The sequence below is a fragment of the Cytobacillus sp. FSL M8-0252 genome (assembly GCF_038007345.1).
Taxonomy (GTDB): domain Bacteria; phylum Bacillota; class Bacilli; order Bacillales; family Cytobacillaceae; genus Cytobacillus; species Cytobacillus kochii.
On the sequence record NZ_JBBOWZ010000001.1, the window covers coordinates 1,769,202 to 1,795,285 of the forward strand.

A 26,084-nucleotide genomic window follows, 5' to 3' on the forward strand; every position below is an offset into this window, starting at 1 on the left:
ACATAATTCCTTCATGTTTTGATATTATTTTATCAATGTAACGGCTATATCTCAAACAAATAGCTTTGTGCCACGAATTAATATTCAGTATGCAGGTATTTTCAGTTCTATTATATGGGGCAGATCTCTTGGAAAACAAGTACGGAGGATGATTCTCGAGGTTGGATTTCTAAAACAAAAAAGTAGTGACTCAAAAATGAAGTCACTACGATACTTAGACAAATTGTTTTTGGTTTAGTAAATTCTCTGTCACCTTTTGAACATAGTTTTGTGTTTCTTTAAAAGGTGGGATGCCATTATACTTATCAACATTACCAGGACCAGCATTATATGCTGCTAAAGCAAGCTCGGTATTATTCCCATAACGATCAAGCATTTGTCTTAAATATTTTGTTCCTGCCATAACATTTTGGGTGGCATCAAATCTATCATTCACACCAAGCCACTTAGCTGTTTCGGGCATTAATTGCATCAAACCACTCGCGCCTGCTGAACTAACTGCATTCGGATTAAAGTTGGACTCTTGTTGAATAACAGCAGTAATTAATTCAGTTGGTACGTTATAGGCGGATGCAGCTTGATGAATGATATCTTGAATTGATTGATCACTATTCTCTCCTTTAAACTTCGTAAGCTGTACAGGAGGAAGAGAAACAGGAGAAGAGGTGAGCATTGTTTCGGCTATCGTTTGAACTGCTCCTATCTCCTGTGAGAAATCAGCAGAAGAATCATTCATTCTTGCTGTAATTGAATTTGATAATAATTGTGAAAAATCAGTTGTATTGCTGTTTTGCGTTGTATTTGGAAGAAAGGTTTGTAAGCTTTGCATTTGCATTAATAGTTTAAGCTGATTAATATTCATTATGACTCTCCTCATATGTCCTTGTTAATCATCTATTCTTCTTTTCTGAACTTCCCGAAATAATCTTTTCACTTTGTTCTCTGTTTTTCTTATCGGTATATTCATCTCTTTTAATAGTTTTTTAAAGGAATTTAAGCCATTTTCCCTATTCAAAACCTCATATTCTAATTCAAAGTCCACCTTATTTAAATATTCACTATTATCTAGGACGATTAAACCGTCCGCATTATTTTTTTCTGCACGGCTTGTTAATAAAGAACCAAATAACTTAAACGTCTCCTCAGGGAAATGGAGGTCACTTTTAAGTGAAGCTAAATATTGCTTATCGATGTACCCTTGTTTGATGATATGCTTTGCTTCTTCCGGTTGAAGATCATGGTTAGTTTCTAATAAGCCATCTGGGTGAGGTTGCTTTAATGTGAGTTCGAATTGATTATTTTTTTCTCTAATTCGAAGCGCACATCCTTCGTTTTTTAAAAAGAAAGTTGGCGTATCAAAATAATAGTTGATTTGAGTGAAGAAATCTTTGTCTTCTATATGAAGATGCTTTCTTAATTGAGCAAATTCCTGTTCTGTAAGCATATTTTTAAATTCAATTTCTATATTTTGTGACATGATTAATCCTTCCTATTCTCTCGACTACATGTATAATCAAATGAGAGATACATGATTTCTTAATACTTATCATTATTATGGCGCTGTATCGCATAATCTGCAATGTTCTTTGAGATTTTTTCCCCTTCTATGGTAAAATGTAAGAGTTTGGAGGTAGATGAAATGAATAAAAAAGTAGAAGTACAAAGTGCGTTATGGAATGATGAAGGAAAGGAATTATTATTAGAAATTGACTCTACTTTATCTGTGAATGATTTCGAGCCAAGAGAACAGATGCTAGTAGATTCCGACCATTTATCATTTATATACATAACAGAAAAAAATAATGATTATACATATATCATGTTACATGAATCATTATGGCAACAATTAAAGCAAGCATTGGTTTTTAATGGTGAAGTGTATTTGCATGATGGAAAAGAAAAGCTTAAATTACCTTTATTTCAAGAGGAATTACAATATCTTATTGAAAATATACGGGGTAACAGTAATTATGGAGATGAAATGGTTGAGAAAGTCGAGGCTATGTTTGAGTAACTTCTCTACTAATGAAGAGTAAATCATGTACCTAAGTTTCTTTCGTCGCTTTATTGCAAAAATTTCTAACTAAATCAAGTTAGAGAAATGAACTTACATAAGGGTGGTGCATGTATGAAGCATTGGGATCAATTTTTAGGGCCATATAAACAAGCTGTAGAAGAGTTAAAAGTGAAACTAAAAGGGATGAGAAGTCAGTTTGATTTCGTCCCAGAGCACTCTCCTATAGAATTTGTGACCGGCAGGGTAAAACCTATAGCTAGTATATTAGATAAAGCCAACCAAAAAGGAATTCCACTTAATAGGTTGGATGTAGAAATGCAAGACATAGCAGGTATGAGAATGATGTGTCAATTTGTTGATGATATAATGAAGGTAGTAGAATTGTTACGTATGAGAAATGACTTTGAAGTGGTGGAAGAAAGAGATTATATTTCTCATGAAAAAGCAAGTGGGTACCGCTCTTATCATGTAGTTATCGCTTACCCTGTACAAACTATCCATGGGGAGAAAAAGATATTAGCGGAAATACAAATTAGAACGTTAGCGATGAATTTTTGGGCCACGGTTGAGCATTCATTAAATTATAAATATAAAGGCCAATTTCCATCTGATATTCAAATGAGATTACAAAGAGCAGCTGAAGCAGCATTTAGATTAGATGAAGAAATGTCATCGATTCGAGGAGAAATTCAAGATGCACAAGCATTTTTTTCACAAAATAAAGAAAAGCAGCAAAAGAATAAGTCATAGAATGAAAAATAAGAGGAGCTACTAAACAATGAGATTTGCGATTACGTCTAAAGGTGATACGAAATCGAATACATTGATGCATAAGATGAGATCGTACTTACTTGATTTTGATCTAGTATATGATGAAGAACAACCAGATATAGTCATTTCTGTTGGTGGCGATGGAACTTTGTTGTACGCATTTCACAGATATAGCAGCCGCCTTGATAAAACAGCATTCGTTGGTGTTCATACGGGCCACTTAGGATTTTATGCTGATTGGGTACCTGATGAAATTGAAAAGCTTGTAATCGCAATAGCAAAAACTCCTTTCCAAGTGGTGGAATACCCTCTTCTTGAAGTCATTGTCCGCTATTTGAATGGGGGCAAAGAAACAAGGTATTTGGCTTTGAACGAGTCTACAGTTAAAGCTGTGAATGGTACATTTGTGATGGATGTAGAGATTCGAGGTCAGCATTTTGAAAGATTTAGAGGAGACGGTTTATGTTTATCCACGCCTTCAGGGAGTACGGCTTATAATAAGGCGTTAGGTGGTGCGATATTACATCCGTCATTACCTGCTATTCAATTAGCTGAAATGGCATCGATTAATAATAAAGTGTTTAGAACAGTCGGTTCACCTTTAGTTTTACCAGCACACCATGCTTGCCTTTTAAAGCCTGTGAATGAACCGGATTTTAAGATTACAATCGATCATTTATCGCTTTTGCATAAAGATGTAAAATCAATTCAATACCGTGTAGCCGATGAAAAAATTCGCTTTGCTAGATTCAGACCATTTCCATTTTGGAAAAGAGTACATGATTCATTTGTTGCTGATTAACTGAGTGACTTTGGGTAAAATGGATGCTAGTTGAATGGAAATCCGAACAAGTTATTCTAATTCTGTCAAAGGGTTTGAATATGTTCGGATTTTTCTTTCCTGTAAATGCAAAATGTATAAGTTCAGTAATCCACAAGCAAAAATAGAAAAAGTCACTATGACCAAGCATCCAAGCGTTTGACAAAAGAGAATGGCAATATAATAAAATTGTTCGCACACTTAACTCTGATATTTTCTAAAGGAGCATGATATAGAAGCTTTGAGTTGCTGTCCACAGCAATATTCCTAAGGTAGGCTGGAAAAATAAGCTTCATTTCACTCGTATCCCAATGCTTCTTAAAGAACTGTCTTTGTTTGCATTTACTTCGTTTATAAGGAGATAAAAGAATGTTTACTTTACAATGGCAAATTGATTCACTTGATACACCAGTTAATATCAAATCATTCCTATCACAGCAAAATATTTCTAAAACCGCTTTGACAGATATAAAGTTTGCTGGAGGTTTTATAAAAGTGAATGGAGTAGTACAAAATGTGCGGTATATGATTAATAACGGCGATGTATTAGAGGTTGGCTTTCCACTTGAGAAAAGAAGTGAAGGTTTGCAACCTGAAAATATTCCTCTCTCCATTCTTTACGAAGACGATGCAGTATTAATCGTTGTGAAGCCAGCAGGTATGAGCACTATTCCATCGCGAGAACATCCAGGTGGGAGTTTAGCGAATGCCTTATTAGGTTATTATATCAACCAAGGAATAGAGTCCACTATTCATATTGTTACAAGACTGGACAGAGAGACGTCAGGTTTAGTATTAATTGCCAAGCACCGTCATGTTCATCATCTTTTAAGTCGTCAGCAGCAAAATAATGGTGTTCAAAGAAAATATAAAGCTTTTGTTTGTGGGTTAATGGCAACAAAGGAAGGGTGGATTGAGGAGCCAATTGGCAGAAAACCTGATAGCATTATCGAAAGAATGGTTAGCCCGAATGGTAAACATGCAGCGACGTATTTTAAACAACTATCTCAGCAAAAAGAAAGACAATTCACTGAATTAGAATTGTCTTTAAAAACGGGCAGAACCCATCAAATACGAGTGCACCTATCTCATATCGGCTTTCCTTTAATAGGAGATAATTTATATGGGGGTTCGACCAAATTGCTGCAACGTCAAGCCTTGCATTGTTTTTCCCTATCTTTTACCCATCCTATATCGATGGAAGTCCTTAACTTTTCAATTCCTTATCCTGAAGATATGCAAGCATTACTAAGTTAATCAAAGCGAGCAAATTTACCCTCCTGGAAGGGAAGCGAAGAGGAAACAGATACAGTCTGTAATTCAGGGTATTTAAGAGCCGTTAATTTATTGCCAAAAACTGCGCCAGTATCAATATTATATGTTTGATTGATTTTGCGCACTTCTCTCACAGGTGTATGGCCGTAAACAATTAATGTTTGTCCAGCATAATTTTGTGCCCAATCTCTTCTAATAGGAGATCCATCAGGATGGTTCTCTCCTGTAATATCACCATAAAGAGCAAATGTTTTTGCTTTTTTATCTTTTTTACCAATCCACTCTTCCTTCATTCCTGCATGTACTAATAATAGTCTTCCTTCGTCTAGTAAATAATAAAGAGGAGATTGTTCGTATAACTCGATAAACTTACGAAGTATATCTTTTCTTTCTTGTTTATTTAAGCTTTGTAATTCTTCTACTGTCGTTTCTAAACCGTGAGTAGTCTTTACAGGATTTCCTAGTGCATAGCGGTATAATTTATTGCAGTGATTGCCAGGAACATAATAAGCTCGATTCTTTTTTATTAATTGATATACGGTTTGAATGACTTTTAATGATTGTGGACCACGATCAGTTAAATCACCGATAAATGCGAGCTGCCTATCGTGTTTTAAAGGAATGCCTGAATGCCAGTCATAGCCTAGCTGAACGGTTAGATCCTTAAACTCTTTATAACAACCATGAATATCCCCAATTATATCTAGTTTCATTTACAGTCCCTCACTTTTAAAGTAGTTTGAATCGTTTAGATATGAAAGTTATAGAATTCTTATCGTTTGCATTTTTATTTTTCATATGTTTAGATTTTATTTCGACTAATTTTATTAAAAAGGAGTGATATAGAATGGAACATGGAAATTCAGTCGCCTCACTTGTAATTGTTATCGTGATAGCTTTCTTAGTACCGATTATACTACATCGTCTAAAAATCAACTTTATCCCAGTTGTAGTAGCAGAAATTCTAGCAGGATTAATTATTGGGAAAAGTGGATTTAATATAGTACAAGAGGATATGTGGCTTGAAACATTATCGACATTAGGTTTTATCTTCTTAATGTTTCTAAGTGGGCTTGAAATAGATTTTTCCGCATTTTCATCGAAAAAGAAAAAGCACCGATTGGAAAATGGCAAACCTGAACCAAATGCATTTCTCACTGCGAGCATCATTTTCGCCGGTATTTTTATCGTGTCATTAGTTTTATCATATGTATTTGTTTTAGTAGGCTTTATCGATAATGTGTTTCTAATGACGTTAATTATATCAACGATCTCACTTGGCGTTGTTGTTCCTACCTTAAAAGAAGGAAACATCATGAATACTAATATCGGGCAAATCATCTTGCTTGTAGCGGTCATTGCCGATTTAGCAACGATGATTCTACTCGCCGTATTTGTTTCAGTAAATGATGGCGGAGAAGGGAATACATGGTTATTATTACTACTATTTGTTGTTGGCGTGATCTTATACTTTGTAGGAAGAAGATATAAAAATAATAACTTCATACAGTCGCTATCAACTGGAACAATTCAAATTGGCACGAGGGCTGTTTTTGCACTCATTATTTTCTTAGTAGCTGTTTCAGAATCTGTTGGAGCAGAGAATATCTTAGGAGCATTTTTAGCAGGTGTACTTGTCTCATTATTGGCACCAAACCAAGAACTTGTTCATAAATTAGATTCATTTGGATACGGCTTTTTAATACCAATTTTCTTTGTAATGGTAGGTGTTGATTTAGATATTTGGTCACTTTTCGCTGAGCCAATGTTATTAGTGTTTATTCCATTATTATTATTGGCATTGCTCATATCTAAATTAATCCCGGTTTTTTATATGAAGAAATGGTATGATATGAAAACTGTTGTCGCGTCAGGATTTATTTTAACTTCGACGCTTTCTTTAGTCATTGCAGCTGCGACCATTGGTCAAAGAATGGGTATGATCTCTGAAGAAATGGGGGGGATGCTAATATTGGTAGCTGTTATCAGTAGCATCTTTACACCTATTGTCTTTAAGAAATTATTTCCAAAAGAAACGGTCAAAGAGAAGAAGATTAAAGTATCCTTCATTGGTGCGAACCAGATTACAATGCCGTTATCCAATGAATTAGCTTCAGATATGTATGAAACGAGTGTTTATCATACAGCTCAGCAAAAAGAGGAACCATTTATTACACCAGCCTTCGAGTTGAATGAACTTCCTGCTTTTTCAATGGAAGCAATAAAAGAAACAGAAATATTGCAAGCTGATGTTGTTGTGATTACAACTGGAGATGAGGATATTAACCTTGAACTGGCAGAAGCACTGAATGAATCAGGAATTAATCGTGTCATTTGTCGTTTAGAAAACCCCATTCTTGAAGAAAAGGCAATAGCTGCTGGTATTGAATCATTTTCAAGTATGTTGTCAACGAAAACTTTATTACGAGCGTTGATCGCTTCTCCGAGTGTAGTGGAGATATTTGAAAATCAAGAAACGACCTTATATGACGTGAAATTACGAAATTCTAAATTTGATGGAATGACAATCAGACGATTTCCTTTTGCCGGTGATGTTATATTTGTTCGTATCTTAAGGGGGCAAGAAACAATTATTCCCCACGGTGATACAGAGCTTTTATTAAACGATCGCTTAATCGTCACCGGTTCTCGGGAATATGTGGAAGAATTGAAGTGGGAATTAGAGCTTCACTAATTATTTCTAGGTACGAATAGATTCTATGACAGAGTCTATTTGTATTTTTTTTGTATAACCTCATGCGTCACATTCCTATTGAAAGTTGAATGTTTTTCATGTAATATTAGTACTAGGTACTAATAACATGTATAAATTATAGGGGGATTATAAAATGACGATCTCATTAAAAGGGAAAACTTACGTTGTAATGGGCGTAGCGAATAAACGTAGTATTGCCTGGGGAATAGCAAGGTCACTACATACAGCAGGTGCAAACCTCATTTTTACATATGCTGGTGAAAGATTAGAGAAAAGTGTCCGAGATTTAGTAAGTACCCTTGATGGTGCGGAGAACTCACTTGTATTACCTTGTGATGTGACGAATGATGAAGATGTAGAGAGTTGTTTTAGACAAATAAAAGAAGCAGTTGGAGAAATTAATGGTATTGCACACTGTATCGCATTTGCCAATAAAGAAGAGCTTCAAGGAGAGTATATGAATACATCTAGGGATGGCTTCTTGTTAGCGCATAATATTAGTTCGTATTCTTTAACAGCTGTTGCTAAAGCAGCAAGACCATTAATGGCTGAAGGCGGTAGCATTGTTACCATGACTTACCTTGGTGGTGAAAGAGCAATTAAAAACTATAATGTCATGGGTGTAGCAAAAGCTTCACTTGATGCAAGTGTTAAATATTTAGCAGTTGACTTAGGAAAAGAGAATATTCGCGTAAATTCTATCTCTGCTGGTCCTATTCGTACTTTGTCAGCTAAAGGTATTGGTGAATTCAATTCAATCTTAAAAGAAATCGAAGAGAATGCGCCATTACAAAGAACAACAACGCCTGAAGAAGTAGGAGATACAGCTGTGTTCTTGTTTAGCGACATGTCAAGAGGTATTACGGGAGAAAATATTCACGTCGATTCTGGTTATCACATTCGCTAATTCAGTACAATTGTTAATAAATGAATGGCTAGCATTCATTTAAAATTGCACAATTTATTTCATGCGCACACAACTCGTTAACTATAAGACAAGTTGTGTGCGCATTTTCTATATCCATAGCACGGTGTGTTGGAGTGGAAACGAGACGCGAAATGTCCAGCTAATAATATACATGAAAAAAAGAATCATGGTAATGTGTGTGTATCTTCGGTTTGCACATATTTTGCAAACGCTCTTAGCTCAGCTTACATCTTTGATTTTGTATTTCAGTGCCATGCCAATCCTATTTGCGGGGCACTCAAGTGAGATTGCGCATTTGAGTGCCGTGCAAATCGCATTAGCGGGCACTCAAGAGAGGTTTTGCATGTGAGTGCTGTGCAAATCCCATTAGCGAGGCACTCGAGTGAGGTTTCGCATGTGAGTGCCGTGGAAATCCCATTAGCGAGGCACTCAAGAGAGGTTTCATATTTGAGCGCCGTGCAAATCCCATTAGTGAGGCACTCAAGAGAGAATGCGCATGTGAGTGCCGTGGAAATCTTATTAGCGAGGCACTCGAGTGAGATTTCGCATGTGAGTGCCGTGCAAATCTTATTAGCGAGGCACTCGAGTGAAATTTCGTATTTGAGTGCTGCGCAAATCCCATTAGCGAGGCACTCGAGTGAGATTTCGCATGTGAGTGCCGTGGAAATCCCAATAGCGATGCACTCAAGAGAGTTTTCGCATGTGAGTGCCGTGGAAATCCCATTAGCGGGGCACTCAAGAGAGGTTTCGTATTTGAGTGCTGTGCAAATTGCATTAGCGAGGCACTCAAGAGAGATTTCGCATGTGAGTGCCGTGCCAACCCCATTAGCGAGTCACTCGAGTGAGGTTTCGCATGTGAGTGCTGTACCAATCCCATTAGTTGGGCACTCAAGTGAGATTTCGCATGTGAGTGCTGTGCCAATCCCAATAGCGAGGCACTCAAGAGAGGTTTCGCATGTGAGTGCTGTGCCAATCCCAATAGCGAGGCACTCAAGAGAGGTTTCGCATCTGAGTGCGGTGCAAATCCTATTAGCGAGGCACTCGAGTGAGATTTCGTATTTGAAAGCTATGCCAATCTCATCAGCGAGGCACTCAAGTGAGATTTTGCATTTGAGTGTCGTGCAAAACTCAGCTCTCATCATGCCATTTACATTGTGAAAGGCTTCACGCTTAGTTTCTTATTTCTATTATTCTTAATCTAACTTATGACACACTTCTTCACCATTGTCTACTGATCTTTTGGAAAACCTGAAAAAACGTTAGTAACATGTACTGATAATTAAAGAGGAGTCTGCTGTCTCATAAGATCTTTTTTCATTATTTTTTTGATCGATAAAGAAACTTTAAATAAGGTGATATAAGACAATCAGGGATATGAATATAAATTTATTGTAATAGGACTCTATATGAAAACATTTCGTAGATTGAAGTCTTCTGGCGAATTTTTTCCTTTCAGTTAGTTAAAATGAACGCCCATTTTTATTTCACATATAATATGTTGGCGCTTCGAATTTATTGAAGAGGGATAGGTGAAAGACATGGATACGCAAAATAAAAAAAAGAAGCCTTTATTATATGTACAACAATCTAATCTTCCTTCTCCTTCGACATCAATGCAGTCAACTTATTCCAGTAAAAATGAAGTTGAGGAAGAAGAAAAAGAGGTTATCACAAATTCTTCAATAGATGAACAAGGTGAGGTGGAGAAAAAAGAAGAACATGTACAGCAAGTTTTAGAAGAATACGAGGAAAGTCAGTCAGAAAGTGAGCAAGGGTTTAACCGTGTGAAAAGTTTTAAGGATATGAATGTCCAGGAAAGGATTGATTATCTCCTTCATTTTCCTAAGCAATTACCTCCTGTACCTTGCTTATTTATAAGTGATGATAAGCATATTAGGGGATTTATTGAGTTAAAACAAGGCAATGAGTTAATGATTAAAACATTAAGCGGCAGTATGCAAACCATTCATATTCATAGTATAAAATCGATAAAAATGGTCGGTTTTAGGTGAGTAGACTGTATATAAAAAGCCAGTCGAGTAAACGACTGGCTTATATACAATTAGTCTTCGAAATATTCAACACAATTATCTACTGGTAAATAAATATCTTGAATACATTGAACTGCACAGAAGCAATCCAAATCTACAGTGATACAGTTTTCACTAGAACGGAAACCATCTACTTTACAAATTTTAGATAAATCAATGCAGCAACCTTCTGTAATATCAGCTGTTTCATAGCAACCAGGACTTGTTTCAGTAACTGGTTCTAAAACTCTTAGCGTAGCACATGAATTATCGAATATCTCTTCTACTCTAAAGAAAATTGACGTACAAGAGCAATCATCAACATTTGTTAAAAATGCGTGGAATGGTGAACCATCAGCTGTACTTAACGTAAATACGCGCGTGTTAGGGCGTCTCACTCTCTTCTTTTTACCTCTCTTTGGAGAGATCGCACCGATTGGTTCTAAAAAACAATTAGAGCCACAATTACAATCTTCATCTTCACGAATTTGATCTTGGATATCTCTTATCGCACGTACGACTTCAGCTACACAGCTGCCGTATTTATTATCCTTTTTGTTACAACCCATATTCTTTTCCTCCTTATTCATTCTTTGATCTACATTAATAACATATTGAAGAAACAGGCTATGGGTTACGGACAAACGCCTTATTTTTTGAAAAAATAGGCATATTTTTTAAAGGAAGGGTGGAGATATGAATGGATCTTACCTTTTTTGAATTTCTTTTACTCTCATTTGCTTCTTTCCGTCTAACAAGACTAATTGTTTATGATCAAATCACTGAATTTATAAGAAGACCATTTATGTTAGAAGTTGATGAAGAGGATGAACATGGGAAAATAGAAACATATATCATTCCAAAAAATAAAGGTATAACTGGATTTTTTGGTAAGCTTCTTAGTTGTTATTGGTGCACTGGGATATGGAGTGCGGTGATTATATACTTAATGTATGCATATTTCCCTACAATAGGTGTGTTGTTAGTGGTGATTTTGTCAATTAGTGCATTGGCGGCAATTATTGAAGGGATCATTCAAAAAATGATTATTCAATAAAAATTGGGCTATTGGATTATACGAGCTCTTCCTCACTTGAATATGTTAAAGGTAAAAGGCATATATGATGAAGGAGGGCATTTGAAGTTGAACAAAAAAATATATACAAATAAAGAAGCTTTTAAAAAGAGAATTGCAGAATCAGGGGGAAGTAAAAAATCCTCCGGTTGTGGTTGTGGAAAGAAAAAGAAGAAAAGCAATTAATATAAAAAGACGAGCCATTAATAAATGGTTCGTCTTTTGTTTTTTTTGGATAAGAAATTAACTTTTAGAGAAAATAAAAAAATAATGAAAAAGGTAAGGAAGGGACAAGAATGCCAAAATACTTGCTACTATTTATAAGTTTATTTTTAATTGCTGGATGTAGTAAACATGATTCTAATGAAGCACCGTTATCACTTGTTAAAGCAACAAACCCTACTCCGTCATTAATACATAGTGAATCACGGTCAACTGATGAAGATATGCTGCAAAGTATAGAAAAAGATATCGAAAAACAGAAAGAATTATATGATGCAGCAATTGTAAAGAATGATGATACCGTTTTAGTTGTTTACAAAGTAAGACATTTACAAAGATTTCACATGAAAAAAATTGAGAAAAATGTTACAGGGAAACTAGAGGACAAATATCCTGATGTTAAATTTATTGTTTCAAGTGATTTTAAGATTTTTCTTGAAGTAGTCGAATTACATGAACAAATGAAGAATCCCAATTTTAGTGCAAAAGAAGCCGAAAAAAAGTTCGAGAAAATAGTTAAGTTGAAAAAAGAATTAACATAGGAAGGTGAATAAGGATGTGTGCTAAACCAAAAAAAACGCCTGACCAAGAGCAATATGATCAATTAGAAAAAAAATATGAAACGAAGCGCCCAGTCTTGAAAAATTGTCTTCGGGCATTTTGGGTTGGAGGATTATTCTGCATAGTAGGACAAGCGATTTCATATTTTTATATCTATTTCTTTAATTTCACAGAGCAAACAGCAAGTAATCCTACTGTAGCTACTATGATATTTATTGCGATGCTTTTAACTGGATTTGGTGTTTATGACAGACTTGGACAATTCGCAGGAGCAGGTAGTGCAGTGCCAGTAACTGGTTTTGGAAATGCGGTTATTTCAGCGGCAATTGAACATCGCACGGAAGGATTTGTCCTCGGTGTCGGTTCTAATATGTTTAAGCTAGCAGGTTCGGTTCTATTATTTGGAGTATTCTCAGCTTTTGTGGTTGCATTAATCAAAACTATTCTAATATATATGGGGGTAATTTAATGCTAAAGGGGAAGCAATCATGGGTTTTTAGTCAACGCCCAGCTATTATTGCTACCGGTGTGACTGGAGGGCCGTTTGAGGCAAATGGTCATTTAGCTGATGACTTTGATCTTCTCCATGAAGATTTATGGATGGGAGAAGATTCATATGAAAAAGCACATCGTGTGCTAATGGAAGGTGCTAGTCGAACGGCATTAAGAAAAGCAGAAATGGAAAAAAAAGATGTGCAATTCTTCCTAGGTGGTGACTTAATTAATCAGATCACCCCGACAAGTCTCAGCGCAAGATCATTAGAAATACCTTACTTCGGTTTGTTTGGTGCATGTTCCACATCAATGGAAGGATTAGCGCTTGGTTCATTTATGATTAATTATGGTGGGGCAAATGCAGTTATAACAGGAGCAGCAAGTCATAATGCTGCTGTTGAAAAACAATTTCGCTACCCTACAGAGTATGGAGGGCAAAAGCCACCAACTGCACAATGGACAGTAACAGGTGCTGGTGCAGCACTTCTCGTTCAAAATAATGGAGGAAATGATCCGGTTACGACAGCTGCAACAATCGGTAAGGTTGTTGACATGGGGGTGACTGATCCATTTAATATGGGTGGGGCAATGGCTCCTGCAGCAGCAGATACCATTTATAATCATTTTCAAGACATGCAAATAGAACCCTCTTATTATGACTTAATTGTTACTGGAGACTTAGGAAAAATTGGTCGTGTAACTGCATTGGAATTATTAAAGAATAAGGGGCTTATTATTCCAGATGAACAGTTCCAAGATTGTGGCATACTCATTTATAAAGAAGATCAGCCCGTGCAATCAGGTGGAAGCGGTGCAGGTTGTTCTGCATCCGTTTTATATGGTCACCTCTTAAATAGAATGAAAAGAGGAGAGCTAAAAAAGATCTTAATGGTCGCTACAGGAGCCTTATTATCGCCACTTACAGTACAACAAAATGAATCAATTCCATGTATTGCACATGCAGTGGCGATTGAAATGCCATAAAGTTAGGAGGATGAATATATGCTACCAATGTTTTTTTGGGCTTTTGTTGTTGGAGGCTTATTTTGTGTGATTGGTCAAATTTGTTTTGATGTATTTAAACTGACACCAGGTCATACTTTAAGTGCGCTTGTCGTGTTAGGAGCGATATTGGATGGGGTAGGACTTTACGAGCCATTATTGGATTTTGCTGGTGCTGGTGCATCTGTACCCATAACGAGTTTCGGTAACTCACTTGTGCACGGAGCTTTACAAGAAGCAGAGCAACATGGATTAATTGGCGTACTAACAGGGATGTTTGAAGTTACGAGCTCAGGTATTTCATCCGCCATCCTGTTTGCTTTTATTGGCGCCCTTATTTTCAAACCAAAAGGATAAGCCTGATTTCAATGAATTAAGGGCCAAGCGGGTACATGCCCAAACATTCTCACATAACCATACATAATGTATAAGGACAAATACATTAGTGAGGTGAATTTATATGGGCTTTGGAGGCTATGGCGGCAATTGTGGTTGTGGCGGTTATGGCGGCGGCTACGGTTACGGCGGTGGCGGTGGCTATGCTGGAGGTACTTTCGTTTTAATCGTTGTCCTCTTCATTTTATTAGTCATTGTCGGTGCTAGTTTCTGCTAATTGTCTTTTATTCTTTGGAGAGATGTGTAATAATAGCATCTCTTCTTTTTTATAGTTATAAATTTTCTGAAAGAAATTTTTATCACGTTTTTAATTGGGCGACATAAGATAAATGGAGTTCAAGAAGGAGCGTGAGGTAGCGGATGGATAATCATTTTTTTAAGAATATCGAGAAAAAAACAGGCGTGAATATGAAGGATGTATTTGAATTAGCGGGCTCGTTACAAAATGCGAATTTTAAAGATGAAGACACGGTTCGTGGCGTCATTCGCAGGGTGTCGCAAATCGCCAACAAACCAGTATCTCAAGAAATGGAAGACAAAATTGTCGATTCTATTGTAAAAGAAGGTAAGTCTTTAGACTTTAATACAATAAACAAAATGATTAATAAAAAATAATGAGAGTCTAACAAGAATTTTTTATCGAACGATTGATTGCCTGCGTGAGATGATACACACGCAGGTTTTTTATTTACTATATATTTTATTTTTGATATGGGGAAGAAAGCGTGATGGATAGGCTTTTTTTCCTTTTCTATGTTGCAAAAGTGATAAATGTAACTGTTCCTTGGCTCTAGTCATTGCTACATATAATAGTCTTCGTTCTTCTTCTAAACTCTGCTCTGTTCCTGTACGATATTCTTCAAGGGCATAATCGTGGGGAAGGCTGCCATCGACTACACTTAAAATATAGACAAAGGGATACTCTAACCCTTTGGCTTTATGAATAGTACTAAAGGTTACAGCGTTCTCAATCGTTTTACTTATTTGCTTCATTTCTTTGATTTTTGCACGCATATGATCCGCATACTCAATGAACTCAAGTAAAGTAGTAAACTTCTTAGCAATTAATTTTAGTTCTCTTAAATCCTCTGAACCTTTATCCATTTTGTTTCCTTCATTACCACGCTTCTTAATGAAATCTTGTATTTGTAGCTCTTTTTCGATTTTTTCAAGTGCTAATAAAGGTGATAGTTGTTTAATTGCTTTAATCGTAGTTACCGTTTTCTTTGCTTTGCTTTGTTGAAACGCATATTTGCTCTGTACCATAGATAAACATTCAAGTAAGCTGCAATCATGTAAGATACTATTCGCTTTCATATCTTGCAAGTGTGATTGTGTTAAAAAAAGAGCCGGTAAGATATCCTTAAGAGCCTGCGCATCTTCCTCATTAATCGCAAGTCTTAAAAAACTAAGCAGTGTCCGGATAATAAAGCGATCATAAAATGATTCGGCATCTTGTTCTATTTTAAATGGAATATTAGACCTGGTAAATCGTTCAAATAGTGCACGACTTGTTGAATGCGTTCGATAAAGGATGGCAAAATCATTAGGTTGGTGCCCTTGTCTTATTCTCTCTTGAATATCTGTCAAAATCATTAAAGCTTCTTCTTCTTCATCGTAAGGGTAGAAGAGTGTAGGGTATGCTTCGTTTTTAAATTGTGCGACCATGTTTTTTGCTTTTCTTCTTTTGTTTTTTTTGATAACTTGACTCGCAAATGCAGTGATTTCGTGACTAGAGCGATAATTTTGTTGTAATGTAATTTGAAAACTGTCATCAAACATCTGTTCAAACTCGGTTAAATACGATGGATCACTACCTCTAAAAGCATATATAGATTGATCATCATCACCTACTGCACAAATATGCTCACTTTCAGGTACTAGCATTCTAAGTAATTCAAATTGAACTTTATTTACATCTTGGAATTCATCAATTAAGATATATTTAAATCGCTTTTGATACTGTGCTAAAATTTGCGGATTTTTTTTAAATAGCTCATAACAGCTACTGAGCATATCATCAAAATCAAAGGTATTCAATCGCTGTTTCTCTTCTTCATAGGCTTGATACATTTGTAGTACCTTTTCCTCCCATGAATCATTCGCCCTTACATCCGTAGGGGATTGCAGCGAGTTTTTCCAAAAGCTAATTAACTGTAAGGCCATATCAAAAGGGAAATCCTTTTCATCAATATGTAGGGCCCTTGCTGATTGTTTGATCATTTGTTCCTTCTGCCAGTTCTTTAAAAGGTAACGGTGGTCCCATTTTTGATTATTATGATCATGAAAAGAAAGAATACGATAGAAAATGCTATGGAAAGTTCCGCAAACCATTTGATTAATATGCTTTGCTGTAACGTATGGATAAGTTTTTATCCGTTGTTTCATTTCGTTAGCTGCCTTAGCTGTAAATGTAACGAGTAGAACAGAACGGGGATCAACTTGATATTCATTGAATAAATAAGCCGTTTTCCCTGTTAAAACGCGTGTTTTTCCACTTCCTGCTCCTGCGAGAACAAGTAACGGACCATGACAATACGTAACAGCTCTTTTTTGATCATGATCAAAAGAAATCCCGTGCTCTTCAAGTGAACGAAGATACCCCTCTGTAGGACTAGCTTGAGAAGCTGTATTTTCTGCAAATGGTGGAATATTTTTAATACGTACAGGGGTTTTAAAAGGCTTTTCCACTTCTTCGAGAATTGATCGACCTTGAGGTAAACGAAAGCCATTGACTTCTTTTTCTTTCGTTTTCTCTGTTGCTTTCGGAATGACTTCGTCCACATAAGCGCACTCTTTTTCATTGTTATGATAAAATTTTGGTTCATCCTGAATACCTAAATAAAATAAAACGTTTTCACCACAATGGGTACAATAAAGGTTCCCTCGTTTTCCTTCTTCATGTATAAATGGATAGTCTGATCGTTTCAGTGTATGTAATTGAATTAGTTCTTGCATTAATCGTGCACTTTTCATCATTTAGCCTCATAACTTAAAAAATTTACTGCATAAAATTAATCATAACAAAGATTTTAGCGCTAAAAAAGAATAAATATGTTTGTTATCAATTGAAAAGGGTTAGTAGTAAAGTAAAGGGGGCAGTGTAATGATTTATCCAATCTCAACCGTTCAAACGGCATACCAACAATATGTAGAGCGAATGTTTATGAATCGAAATCGCTCAATGACTTATAGAAATATTGAAAGGGTAGATCCATCCCGTGGTCAAACAGAAACCAATCATTTATATAAGGACAATAGAAAAAACCATTTATCCTCTTCGCTAAAAGATAGAGAAACAAATGGTAAACAGGGAATAAAAGGAAAATACGTTGATTATTACGCATAATATTTCAATAGGTCTGGATATGTAACCCGTCTTCTTTTTCCCAGTCAGCATATAGAATTTCCTTCACATTCTCATAACCTTTCTTTTTTAATTTTTCATCTAGAAATTTGACATCCCAACCGAGAATGTTTAGGTTTTCATGAACAATCTCACCATCTAAAATGATATTAATTGGCACCTTAATCTTCGGATATTTTAATTGCAAGTCCTCAATGGTTGGCGTTGTATATTCAGGCTTTTTCAAGGCGGTAATTGTACCATTTGTCTCTAAGAATGCATATTCGCATTGTCTTAAAGAGAAAATATCTTTTGCCCTCAGTAATTCTTGCAGCTGGTTGAGGTCCAAATGATTCTTTTTCAATTGCCCATATTCAATTTTTCCTTTACGAATCACAATGGAAGGACCGCCTTCTAATAATTTTCTTGTTCTTCTGAACTTCTGTGTGATTTTTTCTGTAGTAAGAATCAAAATGGTCCAAAGAAGAACAGAGAAAAGCATTTGACTTATCCCTGTATTCTCATCATAAAGTGCATTTCCTACTAGTTCTCCTAATACGATGGCAGAAATAAAGTCAAAAGGAGTGATTTGGGATATTTGCGACTTTCCAAGAATCTTGGTCATAATGAAAAGGGCAATAAATCCAACAACGAGAACGAAAGTAATATGTATATATTCATGCATGGGAAACACACCTCTTAAACAAATTTACTGTGACCTTGTTATTGTGTGCTCTTCCCCATTTTTTATGATTAAAAAGACGTTCGGATTTTTATTAAATTCAAGCTTCTACATTGTTAATGAAGACAAAAAAGAGATGCGGAATGCACCTCTTTTTTTGCATTTAAATTTGTTTCTTCATTGTTCGGTGAGGTATTCCTGCATCAAGAAATTCTTCAGAGACGACTTCGTACCCTATTCGTTCATAAAAGGGAATCGCATGTGTTTGTGCGTGAAGTTTTAAAGCAGGTACACCTTTTTCTATAGCAAAAGATTCGATCGCATGCATTATTTCTTTGCCGGCTCCTGTTTTTCTTGTATTTTCTTTTACACAAATGCGTTCTACTTTACCATAGCCATCTACAATTCTGAAACGCCCAGCACCACTAGGTTCATTATCTTTATAAAGTACAAAGTGTGTAGCTTCGTCTTCAAATTGATCGATTTCTTCTTCTAATGGAACTTTTTGTTCGTCTACAAATACTTCTTTTCTTACTTGATAAGCTTCCTGTAGCTCTTGTTCGTTTTCTACTATTTTAACGTTCATATTGTTTTAACCCTTTCCGAGGCGGAATGTTTCATGTACACTCCAAGATCCGTTTTCTAATTGATATAATAGGTGGAATCGATCAACCGTTTCTTCGTGTTCTACATCAAGCATTTTCAGTGAACCATAAACATCAGAATGTTCATCATCGGAAAGTTTTTGTCCAATTGTAATATGAGGGACAAAAGCATATTCTGATTTTTCTCCAACTGTTTGTTCATTGATTTTTTCATGTAGTCGTTCGAGTTCATCTGTTGGGTTAATCTTTAAGTAAATAACGTTATTAACAGGTTGAAATGAACTCACCTTTTTAACGTTCATGTGAAAAGGTTGTTGAACTTTTGCAATTGCATTCAAAGCATCAGTTGTTTGTTTTACTTCTTCTTCTGTAGCTTCAAATGATTTTAATGTTACATGTGGAGGAATCAATGCGTAGTGAGGGTCATATCTTTTCCGATAAGAGTTCGCCAAGTCTTGAATTTTTTTTGACGGAAAAATAACGATTCCATATTTCATAGTTCTACCTCCAAAATAAAATATTTTAAAGAACTTGTCTTATTTTACTATTATAACAAATTTTCAAAAATCATCATATACTAACGAATGTATATAGAAGAAAAAGACAGTTTGACTAAGAAGTAGCCAAACTGCTGTTTCATTAAAGCATTTGCTTGAGAGCACGTTTTAAATCTGGTTGCCAATATGTCCATGTATGATCGCCATCAAATTCATCATAAAAATAAGGGAAGCCTTTATCCTTTATTAATTGTGAAAGTTCCCGATTGGGTGTAAGGAAATCTTCTTCCTTACCGTCAGTTGTTTTGACTGTTGTCTCACCCGTACCAATCACATGATATATATTTAACAGATGTGTATCTTTAAAGGATTTGACTTCTTCCATTACTTTTTCATTCGCTAATGGCGATTGTAAAATGACTGTCCCAAAAGTATTAGGGTATTGTAGAGCAGTTAAAAGAGATACAGTCGCCCCTAAGGAGTCGCCGATCAATGCTCGTCCCATTCCCATTTGGTACGTTGGATATTTTTCGTCAAGGTAAGGTACAAGCTCGTGAGCCAAGAATCTGATATAAGCAGCATTTTGTTCACCATCTGGATGATATTTACGACGGCGGTCTTGTACATTTTTATAAGGAATACCAATGATAATTGTATTTTCCATTTCTTTTGCATCAAGCAACTCATCCGCTGTTCTGCCGATTCGTCCTAATTGAAAATAATCTTTGCCATCTTGAGCAATTAAAATATTATATTTATATAGCGGTGAATAATTGCCCGGTAAGTATACAAGTATTTCTAAATCTTCCCCTAGTACCTCACTTTTAAAAGTAAAGTCCGTGATTGTCCCTTTTGCTGTATTCATAAAGTAGAACTCCTTTGTTAAAATAATAATCCTATATGGGGTTATATTATCACACAGTGGATGAAACTTCATATAGTAAGTCTTCATTTCCTTAATGAAGAAAGATTCACTCAATTAAGTATGTATGTTTATTTTCCACTTCTATTATATGTAAAGAGCTCTATAATTATAAAACTTCATGAAATTAAGCAAATACCAGTGAAATCAATTGACAGAAATACGCGTAAATAGTATATTTATAAATGTCTTAAATATATTATACATAAACGATTCCGTAGCTCAGCTGGGAGAGCGCTACCTTGACAGGGTAGAGGTCGCTGGTTCGAACCCAGTCGGAATCATTAATTGAGTTGTATCAAGAGTTTAACGCTGTTAGTAAACTGTATAATGTACTATGGTCGTAGCTGGAAATGCTACAATCCTGAAAGACCACTTCGCATATTTTGTGAGGTGGTCTTTTTTTATGCTTTTAAAGTTTGCTGTTCAGGATTTTCTTGATGATAGGCTTTTTTTAAAATGTAACTCCTAAAACACTAGAAAGTTACCGTATTATGATTAAACAATTTGAGGACTTTTGTTTAGATCGCAATGTTTTAAATGTTGAAGATATAACAGTAAACACAGTCAAACAGTTTATCCTTTTCTAAAACAAGATAACAATGCAACTACTATAAACTCCAAATTACAGCGTGTCCGTGCTTTCTTATATTATATGATTGATGAATGTGAAGTCATTACTGATAATCCTGCTAAAAAATAAAGAAAGGCACAGAAGATATAAAGATTGATGCCTTTACTGATAGTCAAATTAAACAAATGTTGAACTATTATAGAAGGCTAAAACATAAGGATAAAGCTTTTTAGATTGTGGGGTAGGGTACAATGTCCTAGAGGTCTGCGAGTTGAAATTATACGCAATAAATTTTTCAACTGAATCCACCATTTACCAACTTTGTATTACTTAAGTAGACTATTGAAATACTGAAAATGTTGCGGTACTATTATACTAGTAAGTTTACAATTTTAGTATTTAAGGGAGAAAACTGAATATGAAGAAGTTTTTTAAGATTGGTTGCATGGGATTTATTGCAATTTTTGTACTAGGTATTATTGGTGCTATCTTTTCAGGTGGGGATGATGAAACTACACAACCTACTGAAAAGGCTGAACCTGCAAGCACTGAAGAGGTAGCAACTGAAGAGACAGATAAAGAAACTGAAAAAGTAAAAGAAGAAGATGCAGAAGAAATGGCTGAAGAAACTACTGAAGAAAAAGAAGAACCAAAGGAAGAACCTAAAGAAGAAGTGAAGGAAGAAAAAGAACCTGAACTATCTCTTTCACAACAGAACGCAATTCAAACTGCTGTGAATTACCTAGACTATACAGCCTTTTCTAGAACTGGTTTAATTGAACAGTTAGAATATGAAGGTTACAGTAATGAAGAAGCAACATATGCGGTAGATCACATTGAAGTTGACTGGAAAGAACAGGCTGTTCAGGCAGGTAAGAACTATCTTGACTTTACTTCATTCTCTAGAAGTGGGTTGATTGACCAGTTAGTTTATGAAGGGTTTAGCCAGGAACATGCAACTTATGCAGTTGATCAAATAGGATTATAAGAACCAGGGAAGCGAAAGCTTCTCTTTTTTTATCTGAATATTTACCTTTCGTTGTTGTCATATGTTGTAATATATTTTGAAACTACTTGGTTAGATCAATTGGTTGAACAGGTAATTGAAACTGGTGCGGTGAAGCTTACATACTTTTCATTATTCCTTTAATGTCAGCTTCCATTTCACCAATATTTTCTATAATAAATTCAAGTGGTTTTCCCATATCATTCACTGCTATGTTTTCATTAGTTCAGAACTCTTGAATAACTCGTAACCAAGTTCTGAAGGGGGGGATAACTGCATTTTACAGTTCTATTTTCAGGAATTCCCGTAACAAGTATTTAAAATATTACTTGATAAAATCATTTTCTTGCAAATTTTCATATGAAAATGTCATGTTAATCCTGGGATATGAGAAAAGACCCCTATAGACTCTTAAAGGAAGTGAAATGAGGTAAATCAGCCACGTTAAATAGCGAGTGTAAACAAGTCTTACTGCGAAGAAAATGCGAAAAGTGAGTGGGGTGTAAATTAGTAAAAAAAGCACCTCATTTCGAGGCGCCTATAAATTATGATTCTGTTCCTTTACTCATGTGCAAAGGAGGCGGGATTAACCAACCTTTTTCCTTATTTAACTTTAACATTTTGGCACCAAACTGAGCTTTATTCATATGGAACTGACCATACATCATTGCGACATCTTCTCTGATTGATTGACCAATTGCTTGACTACATGCAACTAATCCAGCTGCAGTATCAGCAGAGATTGCAGCACTGATCTCTGGGTCAGTGGATCTTGCACCAACAGGAATATCATTTAAATCTGCATTAGGGCGGGCAGGTGGTGCAGGTGGTAACCCGATTCCATTACTTTTTAAAAGCTCTTCTAATTGTGGGTCTCAGCACGTAACCCTTTAATAGCTTCTTCTATTAGCTTTTTTAAGTCATCATCGCCAGCATGGTTCATAAGTGTCTCATAACCAGATATCGTTCCATTGTTTGTAAAAAGGTTAGTGAATAGTCCATAAACTTCACCATAATGTAGTGGTTCATCTTTTGGATTTCCGCTTAAAATTCCCATAATTGCACTCCCTATCTTATTAAGTTTCATGATTTTCTCCTTATGTAAGGGATTGGCCACGATAGATAGTTTGTGTATGCAATATATAAATTATTCATGAGTGAAAATAGTTAATAAAGGCCCGTTTTAAAACGAGGCGTTTCTTTAAGCTCTGCTTAATTGGATATAAGAATATAAGTAACAAAGCTCACGATATAAATGATAAAAAATAGAAAAGCGGTTTTGGCGGTTTTAGATTGGAGATATCCTTTTAAATTATTTTTAAAAATACCTGAAATGAAAACTATAAGCGAAATGACGAAAGCTACAATAGCAATTATAAAGGTGAGCTGTTCCATAAAAAATATTCTCCTTTCAAAATAGGTGTCAATAAAAGCTTAAATTGTGGAGGAATTCCAAACAATCGAAATACATTACAAAATATGTATTAGTGTGATAATTTCGTCATATTAAGAAAAAGTGGGTAAATAAATTATGATATTACAAAAAGGTAAATTTGAAGTTAAAGATTCCCTATTTTGCCTAGCTCACCTTCTTTGCAGAATTCCTCGGTTCAGGGTTTTAAGTGTGGTGAAATTCAGATTAAGTAGTAGGTGCCATGTTGTGTTGAGAAAAGTTATTCTGATGTTTTGGAAGATGGAGGTACGAACTAAGCCAAAAACATAAAGACGAATTATGAATGTAGGTAGGTCTATTGGAGAAACTTAAAAACATAATAAAGGAAGCCTCGCTAAACAAGGCTTCTTGGTATTTAGAGTAGGGTAGAAAGAGTTTGTATTCACAGTTTGTTTAAGGATACTACTTTTAGTAGTACCAGTAGGATAGAAGTTAACGCCATAAATACAGCCCGAACATATATGTCCGGACTTTTTTATTTATTGATCTCGATTTTCTCTATCTTCTTCTTTTATATCAGATAAATCATTTTCCTCAGCGAATTCTGTAGAGTAACTCACTTGTCTTCCATCAATAACACGATTATCGACGTCTCTGTCTTCTTCTTCTGTCATTGGTGCAAAGAGAAGAGATAGGCAAATGAGGCCGCTAATTCCGACTAATGTATAGACAATGCGAGAGAGGATGGCATCTTGGCCTCCGAAAATCGTTGCAACTAAATCAAATTGGAATAATCCAATAAGTCCCCAGTTAATCGCGCCAATAATAACAAGCGCTAAAGCGATGCGTTGTAATGTTTTCATTGTATGATCTCCTTATTCTAATTTTTATTACATCTATATTTTTTGATAACAGGATTTTTTTATACACGAAGACATTTGTGTCTATTTGATATTTTTTACTAATTATGGTATTATTAGAATAATCAAAAAATAATTATAGCAATTGTTCTTTTTTAGGATATCCTAATAAAGAGGTGATAAAAGAATGTGGTGGTTTCTTATCTTGATTCTTTCCCTTCTAGGATTTGGACTCGTGATTGACTGGGTAGCGAAGAAGAAAGGTTTAACAAAATTTGATCCTGAAGAGAATGAAAAAAATGTCCCAGATTCACAACGTATTTATACGGAGAATTATTTACAACAAATACGAAATCAAGACGATCAAGGTTTCCATTAAAATAATTAGAGGGTGTCCCACAAGGGCAGCCTCTTTTTTCATTAGTATTAGTAAAAATATTTACAAATCCTTGGGGTGTGTCAGAAAGTTAAATAGCATAGTTGAACTTAATTATAAGTATTGTGAGAGACAAAACAAATACAGAAGTGCATTTTACTTAGAATTACTGTATTTATTAAAGGAATAAAGACAACTTTGGCAAATAGTTCGAGGTTAATGTCGACAGTAGAGAGCACTCGATTATAAAAAGAAGTTAAAGGAATAATCATGAATAGCTTTTTGGTGAGTCTTCTAGCTTTATGAGGACTCACCTATTGTACTTTTAATTTGATTGCTCATCCATAACCGTACTTAACTTTCCTTTGACCTCAGAAATTAAGCTGATTTGAATAATATTAAAAATAATAGATACCGCCAGACTGCCAATAAAGAAACCGAGCAAGGTTTTTAGCTTTGCATTGATTATTTTCATCATCTTATTTGCCACTCCTTCCGTTATTATTAGGTATTTTTAGCTTTTATTTGTAAATTATGTATGTCGATAAAGCGATGAAAGGTGAATAAAAAACTATCTCTTGAAACATATTGAGAAAGAGGTTAATTGTGAAGGAGGTAAAGTTATGAGTAAGGAGGAATATCTAACAGCATTACATATAGATAGTAAACAATTTCAACAATTGCTATCTGATTATTGGAAGTCATATTCTGACTATACACATTGGCAATTTTGGATGGTACTCTTTCTCTTTATTGCTCCTTTAGTGTTCGTCTATTTTTTTATTGATCGAAAGCGGATATTTGAGGTGTTTTTCTACGGATATACAGTGAATATGTTATGGACCTTTATCGATACAATGTTATTGCGGAAAGGTTTGTTTATTCATAATTATTTTCTCATTCCTTCATTACCTAGTGCAACAAATATGACGACCTCTTTACTTCCGGTTGTTTTTTTATTTGTTTATCAATATTGTACAAATAGACAAAGAAACTTTTATTTATATACAATTATTGTGAGTGCTATTATTGCATTTGGTTTTGCAACGATTGAAGAGAAGGTAGGCTTCGTAAGCTTTTATGGAAGTATGAATCAGTTCTATATATTTTTGATTGACCTAGGGATATGTTTTACTTCATATTGGTTCACTATATTTTTTCTTAGGTTAAAAGAAAATGCGTTTGCCAATAATTGAAAAAGAGATGTTCTAATGCAGTTGGAGTGCTAATTATGGCTCCCCTCTAGGTAATTGACAATAGAAAGGTCTTTATCGTCATGGCTTTTACGATAAAGATCTTTTTCGCTTTGATATACCTCTCACTTAATATCGTTTAACAAGGAAATATAAAAAAAGCTGAACAAATAAGGAGTGTGCATGAGAAGTGGAATGCCGTAAAGAAGCCGAACGAGAAGTATATAATTATTAATTTTTTCATTTATCATTTGCATGGTAATGGTGAGTACATACAAACAAATTAAAAATAGCGAGGGAGTGAACGTTAAATCGATTCACT

General features: G+C 35.2%; 30 protein-coding genes, 1 tRNA gene and 1 pseudogene. 20 read left to right on the forward strand and 12 right to left on the reverse strand.

Annotation, left to right across the window (positions count from 1 at the left end; genetic code table 11):
- Window positions 1–214 precede the first annotated feature (214 nt).
- Window positions 215–862 (reverse strand): lytic transglycosylase domain-containing protein, encoded by a 648-nt coding sequence (locus tag MKX83_RS09100; protein ID WP_341055143.1) that lies wholly within the window; start codon window positions 860–862, stop codon window positions 215–217.
- Window positions 863–886: 24 nt separating this feature from the next.
- Window positions 887–1,477: a CYTH domain-containing protein gene (locus tag MKX83_RS09105; protein ID WP_322909173.1), complete on the reverse strand. Its 591-nt coding sequence runs from the start codon at window positions 1,475–1,477 to the stop codon at window positions 887–889.
- Between the two features lie 162 nt (window positions 1,478–1,639).
- Here MKX83_RS09105 and MKX83_RS09110 point away from each other — a divergent pair, with 162 nt between their 5' ends.
- The 4 genes from MKX83_RS09110 to MKX83_RS09125 all read left to right on the forward strand — a co-directional run bounded on the left by MKX83_RS09110 (window position 1,640) and on the right by MKX83_RS09125 (window position 4,865).
- Entirely contained in the window at window positions 1,640–2,014 is a 375-nt protein-coding gene (locus MKX83_RS09110) for a UPF0738 family protein (RefSeq protein WP_328197159.1), read from the forward strand.
- A gap of 114 nt (window positions 2,015–2,128) precedes the next feature.
- Window positions 2,129–2,767 (forward strand): GTP pyrophosphokinase, encoded by a 639-nt coding sequence (locus tag MKX83_RS09115; protein WP_095369786.1) that lies wholly within the window; start codon window positions 2,129–2,131, stop codon window positions 2,765–2,767.
- Window positions 2,768–2,795: 28 nt separating this feature from the next.
- Window positions 2,796–3,590, forward strand: a complete 795-nt coding sequence (locus MKX83_RS09120; RefSeq protein ID WP_095369785.1) for an NAD kinase — start codon at window positions 2,796–2,798, stop codon at window positions 3,588–3,590.
- 387 nt (window positions 3,591–3,977) lie between these two features.
- Window positions 3,978–4,865, forward strand: coding sequence for an RluA family pseudouridine synthase (locus tag MKX83_RS09125; protein WP_322909174.1), 888 nt, complete (start codon window positions 3,978–3,980; stop codon window positions 4,863–4,865).
- On the opposite strand, the gene prpE is transcribed toward MKX83_RS09125, so the two are convergent.
- Window positions 4,862–5,596 carry a bis(5'-nucleosyl)-tetraphosphatase PrpE gene (gene prpE, locus MKX83_RS09130; protein WP_095369783.1) on the reverse strand — a complete coding sequence of 245 codons (735 nt, stop codon included), beginning with the start codon at window positions 5,594–5,596 and terminating at the stop codon, window positions 4,862–4,864. The genes MKX83_RS09125 and prpE overlap by 4 nt on opposite strands.
- 134 nt (window positions 5,597–5,730) lie before the next feature.
- Here prpE and MKX83_RS09135 point away from each other — a divergent pair, with 134 nt between their 5' ends.
- From MKX83_RS09135 to MKX83_RS09150, 4 genes are all read left to right on the forward strand, one after another.
- Complete coding sequence (locus tag MKX83_RS09135; protein ID WP_322909175.1) at window positions 5,731–7,578, forward strand: monovalent cation:proton antiporter family protein; 1,848 nt, start codon at window positions 5,731–5,733, stop codon at window positions 7,576–7,578.
- Window positions 7,579–7,732: 154 nt separating this feature from the next.
- Window positions 7,733–8,506: an enoyl-ACP reductase FabI gene (gene fabI, locus MKX83_RS09140; protein ID WP_095369781.1), complete on the forward strand. Its 774-nt coding sequence runs from the start codon at window positions 7,733–7,735 to the stop codon at window positions 8,504–8,506.
- A gap of 366 nt (window positions 8,507–8,872) precedes the next feature.
- On the forward strand, window positions 8,873–9,685 hold the full coding sequence (locus MKX83_RS09145; RefSeq protein WP_341055150.1) for a hypothetical protein: 813 nt from the start codon (window positions 8,873–8,875) through the stop codon (window positions 9,683–9,685).
- Between the two features lie 380 nt (window positions 9,686–10,065).
- Window positions 10,066–10,539, forward strand: a complete 474-nt coding sequence (locus MKX83_RS09150; RefSeq protein WP_095369779.1) for a CotO family spore coat protein — start codon at window positions 10,066–10,068, stop codon at window positions 10,537–10,539.
- A 50-nt stretch (window positions 10,540–10,589) separates the two neighbouring features.
- On the opposite strand, the gene MKX83_RS09155 is transcribed toward MKX83_RS09150, so the two are convergent.
- Window positions 10,590–11,126 (reverse strand): CotY/CotZ family spore coat protein, encoded by a 537-nt coding sequence (locus tag MKX83_RS09155; protein WP_095369778.1) that lies wholly within the window; start codon window positions 11,124–11,126, stop codon window positions 10,590–10,592.
- Between the two features lie 131 nt (window positions 11,127–11,257).
- Between MKX83_RS09155 and MKX83_RS09160 the strand changes: the two genes are divergently transcribed.
- From MKX83_RS09160 to MKX83_RS09190, 7 genes are all read left to right on the forward strand, one after another.
- Window positions 11,258–11,614: a DUF1360 domain-containing protein gene (locus MKX83_RS09160; protein WP_095369777.1), complete on the forward strand. Its 357-nt coding sequence runs from the start codon at window positions 11,258–11,260 to the stop codon at window positions 11,612–11,614.
- Between the two features lie 314 nt (window positions 11,615–11,928).
- Entirely contained in the window at window positions 11,929–12,396 is a 468-nt protein-coding gene (locus MKX83_RS09165; RefSeq protein ID WP_322909178.1) for a YhcN/YlaJ family sporulation lipoprotein, read from the forward strand.
- A 14-nt stretch (window positions 12,397–12,410) separates the two neighbouring features.
- Entirely contained in the window at window positions 12,411–12,884 is a 474-nt protein-coding gene (gene spoVAC / locus MKX83_RS09170) for a stage V sporulation protein AC (RefSeq protein WP_095369776.1), read from the forward strand.
- On the forward strand, window positions 12,884–13,894 hold the full coding sequence (gene spoVAD / locus MKX83_RS09175) for a stage V sporulation protein AD (RefSeq protein WP_095369775.1): 1,011 nt from the start codon (window positions 12,884–12,886) through the stop codon (window positions 13,892–13,894). Before spoVAC ends, spoVAD begins: the two co-directional genes overlap by 1 nt.
- Before the next feature lie 18 nt (window positions 13,895–13,912).
- The gene (gene spoVAE, locus MKX83_RS09180; protein WP_095369774.1) at window positions 13,913–14,269 is read left to right on the forward strand and encodes a stage V sporulation protein AE; all 357 of its coding nucleotides are present in this window, start codon (window positions 13,913–13,915) and stop codon (window positions 14,267–14,269) included.
- Between the two features lie 103 nt (window positions 14,270–14,372).
- Window positions 14,373–14,525, forward strand: coding sequence for a YjcZ family sporulation protein (locus tag MKX83_RS09185; protein ID WP_095369773.1), 153 nt, complete (start codon window positions 14,373–14,375; stop codon window positions 14,523–14,525).
- Between the two features lie 143 nt (window positions 14,526–14,668).
- Entirely contained in the window at window positions 14,669–14,923 is a 255-nt protein-coding gene (locus tag MKX83_RS09190; protein ID WP_095369772.1) for a stage VI sporulation protein F, read from the forward strand.
- A gap of 69 nt (window positions 14,924–14,992) precedes the next feature.
- On the opposite strand, the gene MKX83_RS09195 is transcribed toward MKX83_RS09190, so the two are convergent.
- On the reverse strand, window positions 14,993–17,284 hold the full coding sequence (locus tag MKX83_RS09195; protein ID WP_341055154.1) for an ATP-dependent helicase: 2,292 nt from the start codon (window positions 17,282–17,284) through the stop codon (window positions 14,993–14,995).
- A 130-nt stretch (window positions 17,285–17,414) separates the two neighbouring features.
- Here MKX83_RS09195 and MKX83_RS09200 point away from each other — a divergent pair, with 130 nt between their 5' ends.
- Window positions 17,415–17,657 carry a hypothetical protein gene (locus MKX83_RS09200; protein ID WP_341055156.1) on the forward strand — a complete coding sequence of 81 codons (243 nt, stop codon included), beginning with the start codon at window positions 17,415–17,417 and terminating at the stop codon, window positions 17,655–17,657.
- Between the two features lie 4 nt (window positions 17,658–17,661).
- Here the strand turns inward: MKX83_RS09200 and MKX83_RS09205 are convergent, their stop codons facing one another.
- The 4 genes from MKX83_RS09205 to MKX83_RS09220 form a co-directional block, all read right to left on the reverse strand.
- On the reverse strand, window positions 17,662–18,339 hold the full coding sequence (locus MKX83_RS09205) for a DUF421 domain-containing protein (protein WP_095369769.1): 678 nt from the start codon (window positions 18,337–18,339) through the stop codon (window positions 17,662–17,664).
- 160 nt (window positions 18,340–18,499) lie between these two features.
- Window positions 18,500–18,922: a GNAT family N-acetyltransferase gene (locus MKX83_RS09210; RefSeq protein ID WP_341055157.1), complete on the reverse strand. Its 423-nt coding sequence runs from the start codon at window positions 18,920–18,922 to the stop codon at window positions 18,500–18,502.
- 6 nt (window positions 18,923–18,928) lie between these two features.
- Window positions 18,929–19,438, reverse strand: a complete 510-nt coding sequence (locus MKX83_RS09215) for a YjcG family protein (protein WP_095369768.1) — start codon at window positions 19,436–19,438, stop codon at window positions 18,929–18,931.
- Window positions 19,439–19,580: 142 nt separating this feature from the next.
- Complete coding sequence (locus MKX83_RS09220; protein WP_095369767.1) at window positions 19,581–20,303, reverse strand: alpha/beta hydrolase; 723 nt, start codon at window positions 20,301–20,303, stop codon at window positions 19,581–19,583.
- Between the two features lie 268 nt (window positions 20,304–20,571).
- On the opposite strand from MKX83_RS09220, the gene MKX83_RS09225 reads away from it, so the two are divergent.
- Together MKX83_RS09225 and MKX83_RS09235 are read left to right on the forward strand one after the other, a co-directional pair.
- Window positions 20,572–20,644, forward strand: a tRNA-Val gene (locus tag MKX83_RS09225).
- A gap of 708 nt (window positions 20,645–21,352) precedes the next feature.
- Window positions 21,353–21,922: an Ltp family lipoprotein gene (locus tag MKX83_RS09235; protein WP_322909182.1), complete on the forward strand. Its 570-nt coding sequence runs from the start codon at window positions 21,353–21,355 to the stop codon at window positions 21,920–21,922.
- A 563-nt stretch (window positions 21,923–22,485) separates the two neighbouring features.
- On the opposite strand, the pseudogene MKX83_RS09240 reads toward MKX83_RS09235, so the two are convergent.
- Together MKX83_RS09240 and MKX83_RS09245 are read right to left on the reverse strand one after the other, a co-directional pair.
- A pseudogene (locus tag MKX83_RS09240) lies at window positions 22,486–22,997 on the reverse strand (DUF3231 family protein).
- Between the two features lie 875 nt (window positions 22,998–23,872).
- Entirely contained in the window at window positions 23,873–24,196 is a 324-nt protein-coding gene (locus MKX83_RS09245) for a DUF378 domain-containing protein (protein ID WP_095369765.1), read from the reverse strand.
- 184 nt (window positions 24,197–24,380) lie between these two features.
- Here MKX83_RS09245 and MKX83_RS09250 point away from each other — a divergent pair, with 184 nt between their 5' ends.
- Window positions 24,381–24,572, forward strand: coding sequence for a hypothetical protein (locus tag MKX83_RS09250; protein WP_095369764.1), 192 nt, complete (start codon window positions 24,381–24,383; stop codon window positions 24,570–24,572).
- Window positions 24,573–24,894: 322 nt separating this feature from the next.
- Here the strand turns inward: MKX83_RS09250 and MKX83_RS09255 are convergent, their stop codons facing one another.
- The gene (locus tag MKX83_RS09255) at window positions 24,895–25,047 is read right to left on the reverse strand and encodes a hypothetical protein (RefSeq protein WP_157733742.1); all 153 of its coding nucleotides are present in this window, start codon (window positions 25,045–25,047) and stop codon (window positions 24,895–24,897) included.
- A gap of 145 nt (window positions 25,048–25,192) precedes the next feature.
- On the opposite strand from MKX83_RS09255, the gene MKX83_RS09260 reads away from it, so the two are divergent.
- Window positions 25,193–25,765, forward strand: a complete 573-nt coding sequence (locus MKX83_RS09260; RefSeq protein WP_095369763.1) for a hypothetical protein — start codon at window positions 25,193–25,195, stop codon at window positions 25,763–25,765.
- Window positions 25,766–26,084 lie beyond the last annotated feature (319 nt).

Bases quoted from the DNA above. Each gene is read 5' to 3' on its own strand.
- MKX83_RS09135 (WP_322909175.1), top strand. From the start codon at position 5,731: ATGGAACATGGAAATTCAGTCGCCTCACTTGTAATTGTTATCGTGATA.
- MKX83_RS09215 (WP_095369768.1), bottom strand. From the start codon at position 19,438: ATGAAATATGGAATCGTTATTTTTCCGTCAAAAAAAATTCAAGACTTG.
- MKX83_RS09105 (WP_322909173.1), bottom strand. From the start codon at position 1,477: ATGTCACAAAATATAGAAATTGAATTTAAAAATATGCTTACAGAACAG.
- fabI (WP_095369781.1), top strand. From the start codon at position 7,733: ATGACGATCTCATTAAAAGGGAAAACTTACGTTGTAATGGGCGTAGCG.
- MKX83_RS09260 (WP_095369763.1), top strand. From the start codon at position 25,193: ATGAGTAAGGAGGAATATCTAACAGCATTACATATAGATAGTAAACAA.
- MKX83_RS09165 (WP_322909178.1), top strand. From the start codon at position 11,929: ATGCCAAAATACTTGCTACTATTTATAAGTTTATTTTTAATTGCTGGA.
- spoVAE (WP_095369774.1), top strand. From the start codon at position 13,913: ATGCTACCAATGTTTTTTTGGGCTTTTGTTGTTGGAGGCTTATTTTGT.
- spoVAD (WP_095369775.1), top strand. From the start codon at position 12,884: ATGCTAAAGGGGAAGCAATCATGGGTTTTTAGTCAACGCCCAGCTATT.
- MKX83_RS09220 (WP_095369767.1), bottom strand. From the start codon at position 20,303: ATGAATACAGCAAAAGGGACAATCACGGACTTTACTTTTAAAAGTGAG.
- MKX83_RS09100 (WP_341055143.1), bottom strand. From the start codon at position 862: ATGAATATTAATCAGCTTAAACTATTAATGCAAATGCAAAGCTTACAA.
- MKX83_RS09235 (WP_322909182.1), top strand. From the start codon at position 21,353: ATGAAGAAGTTTTTTAAGATTGGTTGCATGGGATTTATTGCAATTTTT.
- MKX83_RS09250 (WP_095369764.1), top strand. From the start codon at position 24,381: ATGTGGTGGTTTCTTATCTTGATTCTTTCCCTTCTAGGATTTGGACTC.
- MKX83_RS09210 (WP_341055157.1), bottom strand. From the start codon at position 18,922: ATGAACGTTAAAATAGTAGAAAACGAACAAGAGCTACAGGAAGCTTAT.
- MKX83_RS09160 (WP_095369777.1), top strand. From the start codon at position 11,258: ATGGATCTTACCTTTTTTGAATTTCTTTTACTCTCATTTGCTTCTTTC.
- MKX83_RS09245 (WP_095369765.1), bottom strand. From the start codon at position 24,196: ATGAAAACATTACAACGCATCGCTTTAGCGCTTGTTATTATTGGCGCG.
- MKX83_RS09155 (WP_095369778.1), bottom strand. From the start codon at position 11,126: ATGGGTTGTAACAAAAAGGATAATAAATACGGCAGCTGTGTAGCTGAA.
- MKX83_RS09255 (WP_157733742.1), bottom strand. From the start codon at position 25,047: ATGATGAAAATAATCAATGCAAAGCTAAAAACCTTGCTCGGTTTCTTT.
- MKX83_RS09200 (WP_341055156.1), top strand. From the start codon at position 17,415: ATGATTTATCCAATCTCAACCGTTCAAACGGCATACCAACAATATGTA.
- MKX83_RS09115 (WP_095369786.1), top strand. From the start codon at position 2,129: ATGAAGCATTGGGATCAATTTTTAGGGCCATATAAACAAGCTGTAGAA.
- MKX83_RS09190 (WP_095369772.1), top strand. From the start codon at position 14,669: ATGGATAATCATTTTTTTAAGAATATCGAGAAAAAAACAGGCGTGAAT.
- MKX83_RS09120 (WP_095369785.1), top strand. From the start codon at position 2,796: ATGAGATTTGCGATTACGTCTAAAGGTGATACGAAATCGAATACATTG.
- MKX83_RS09195 (WP_341055154.1), bottom strand. From the start codon at position 17,284: ATGAAAAGTGCACGATTAATGCAAGAACTAATTCAATTACATACACTG.
- MKX83_RS09110 (WP_328197159.1), top strand. From the start codon at position 1,640: ATGAATAAAAAAGTAGAAGTACAAAGTGCGTTATGGAATGATGAAGGA.
- spoVAC (WP_095369776.1), top strand. From the start codon at position 12,411: ATGTGTGCTAAACCAAAAAAAACGCCTGACCAAGAGCAATATGATCAA.
- MKX83_RS09205 (WP_095369769.1), bottom strand. From the start codon at position 18,339: ATGCATGAATATATACATATTACTTTCGTTCTCGTTGTTGGATTTATT.
- MKX83_RS09150 (WP_095369779.1), top strand. From the start codon at position 10,066: ATGGATACGCAAAATAAAAAAAAGAAGCCTTTATTATATGTACAACAA.
- prpE (WP_095369783.1), bottom strand. From the start codon at position 5,596: ATGAAACTAGATATAATTGGGGATATTCATGGTTGTTATAAAGAGTTT.
- MKX83_RS09185 (WP_095369773.1), top strand. From the start codon at position 14,373: ATGGGCTTTGGAGGCTATGGCGGCAATTGTGGTTGTGGCGGTTATGGC.
- MKX83_RS09125 (WP_322909174.1), top strand. From the start codon at position 3,978: ATGTTTACTTTACAATGGCAAATTGATTCACTTGATACACCAGTTAAT.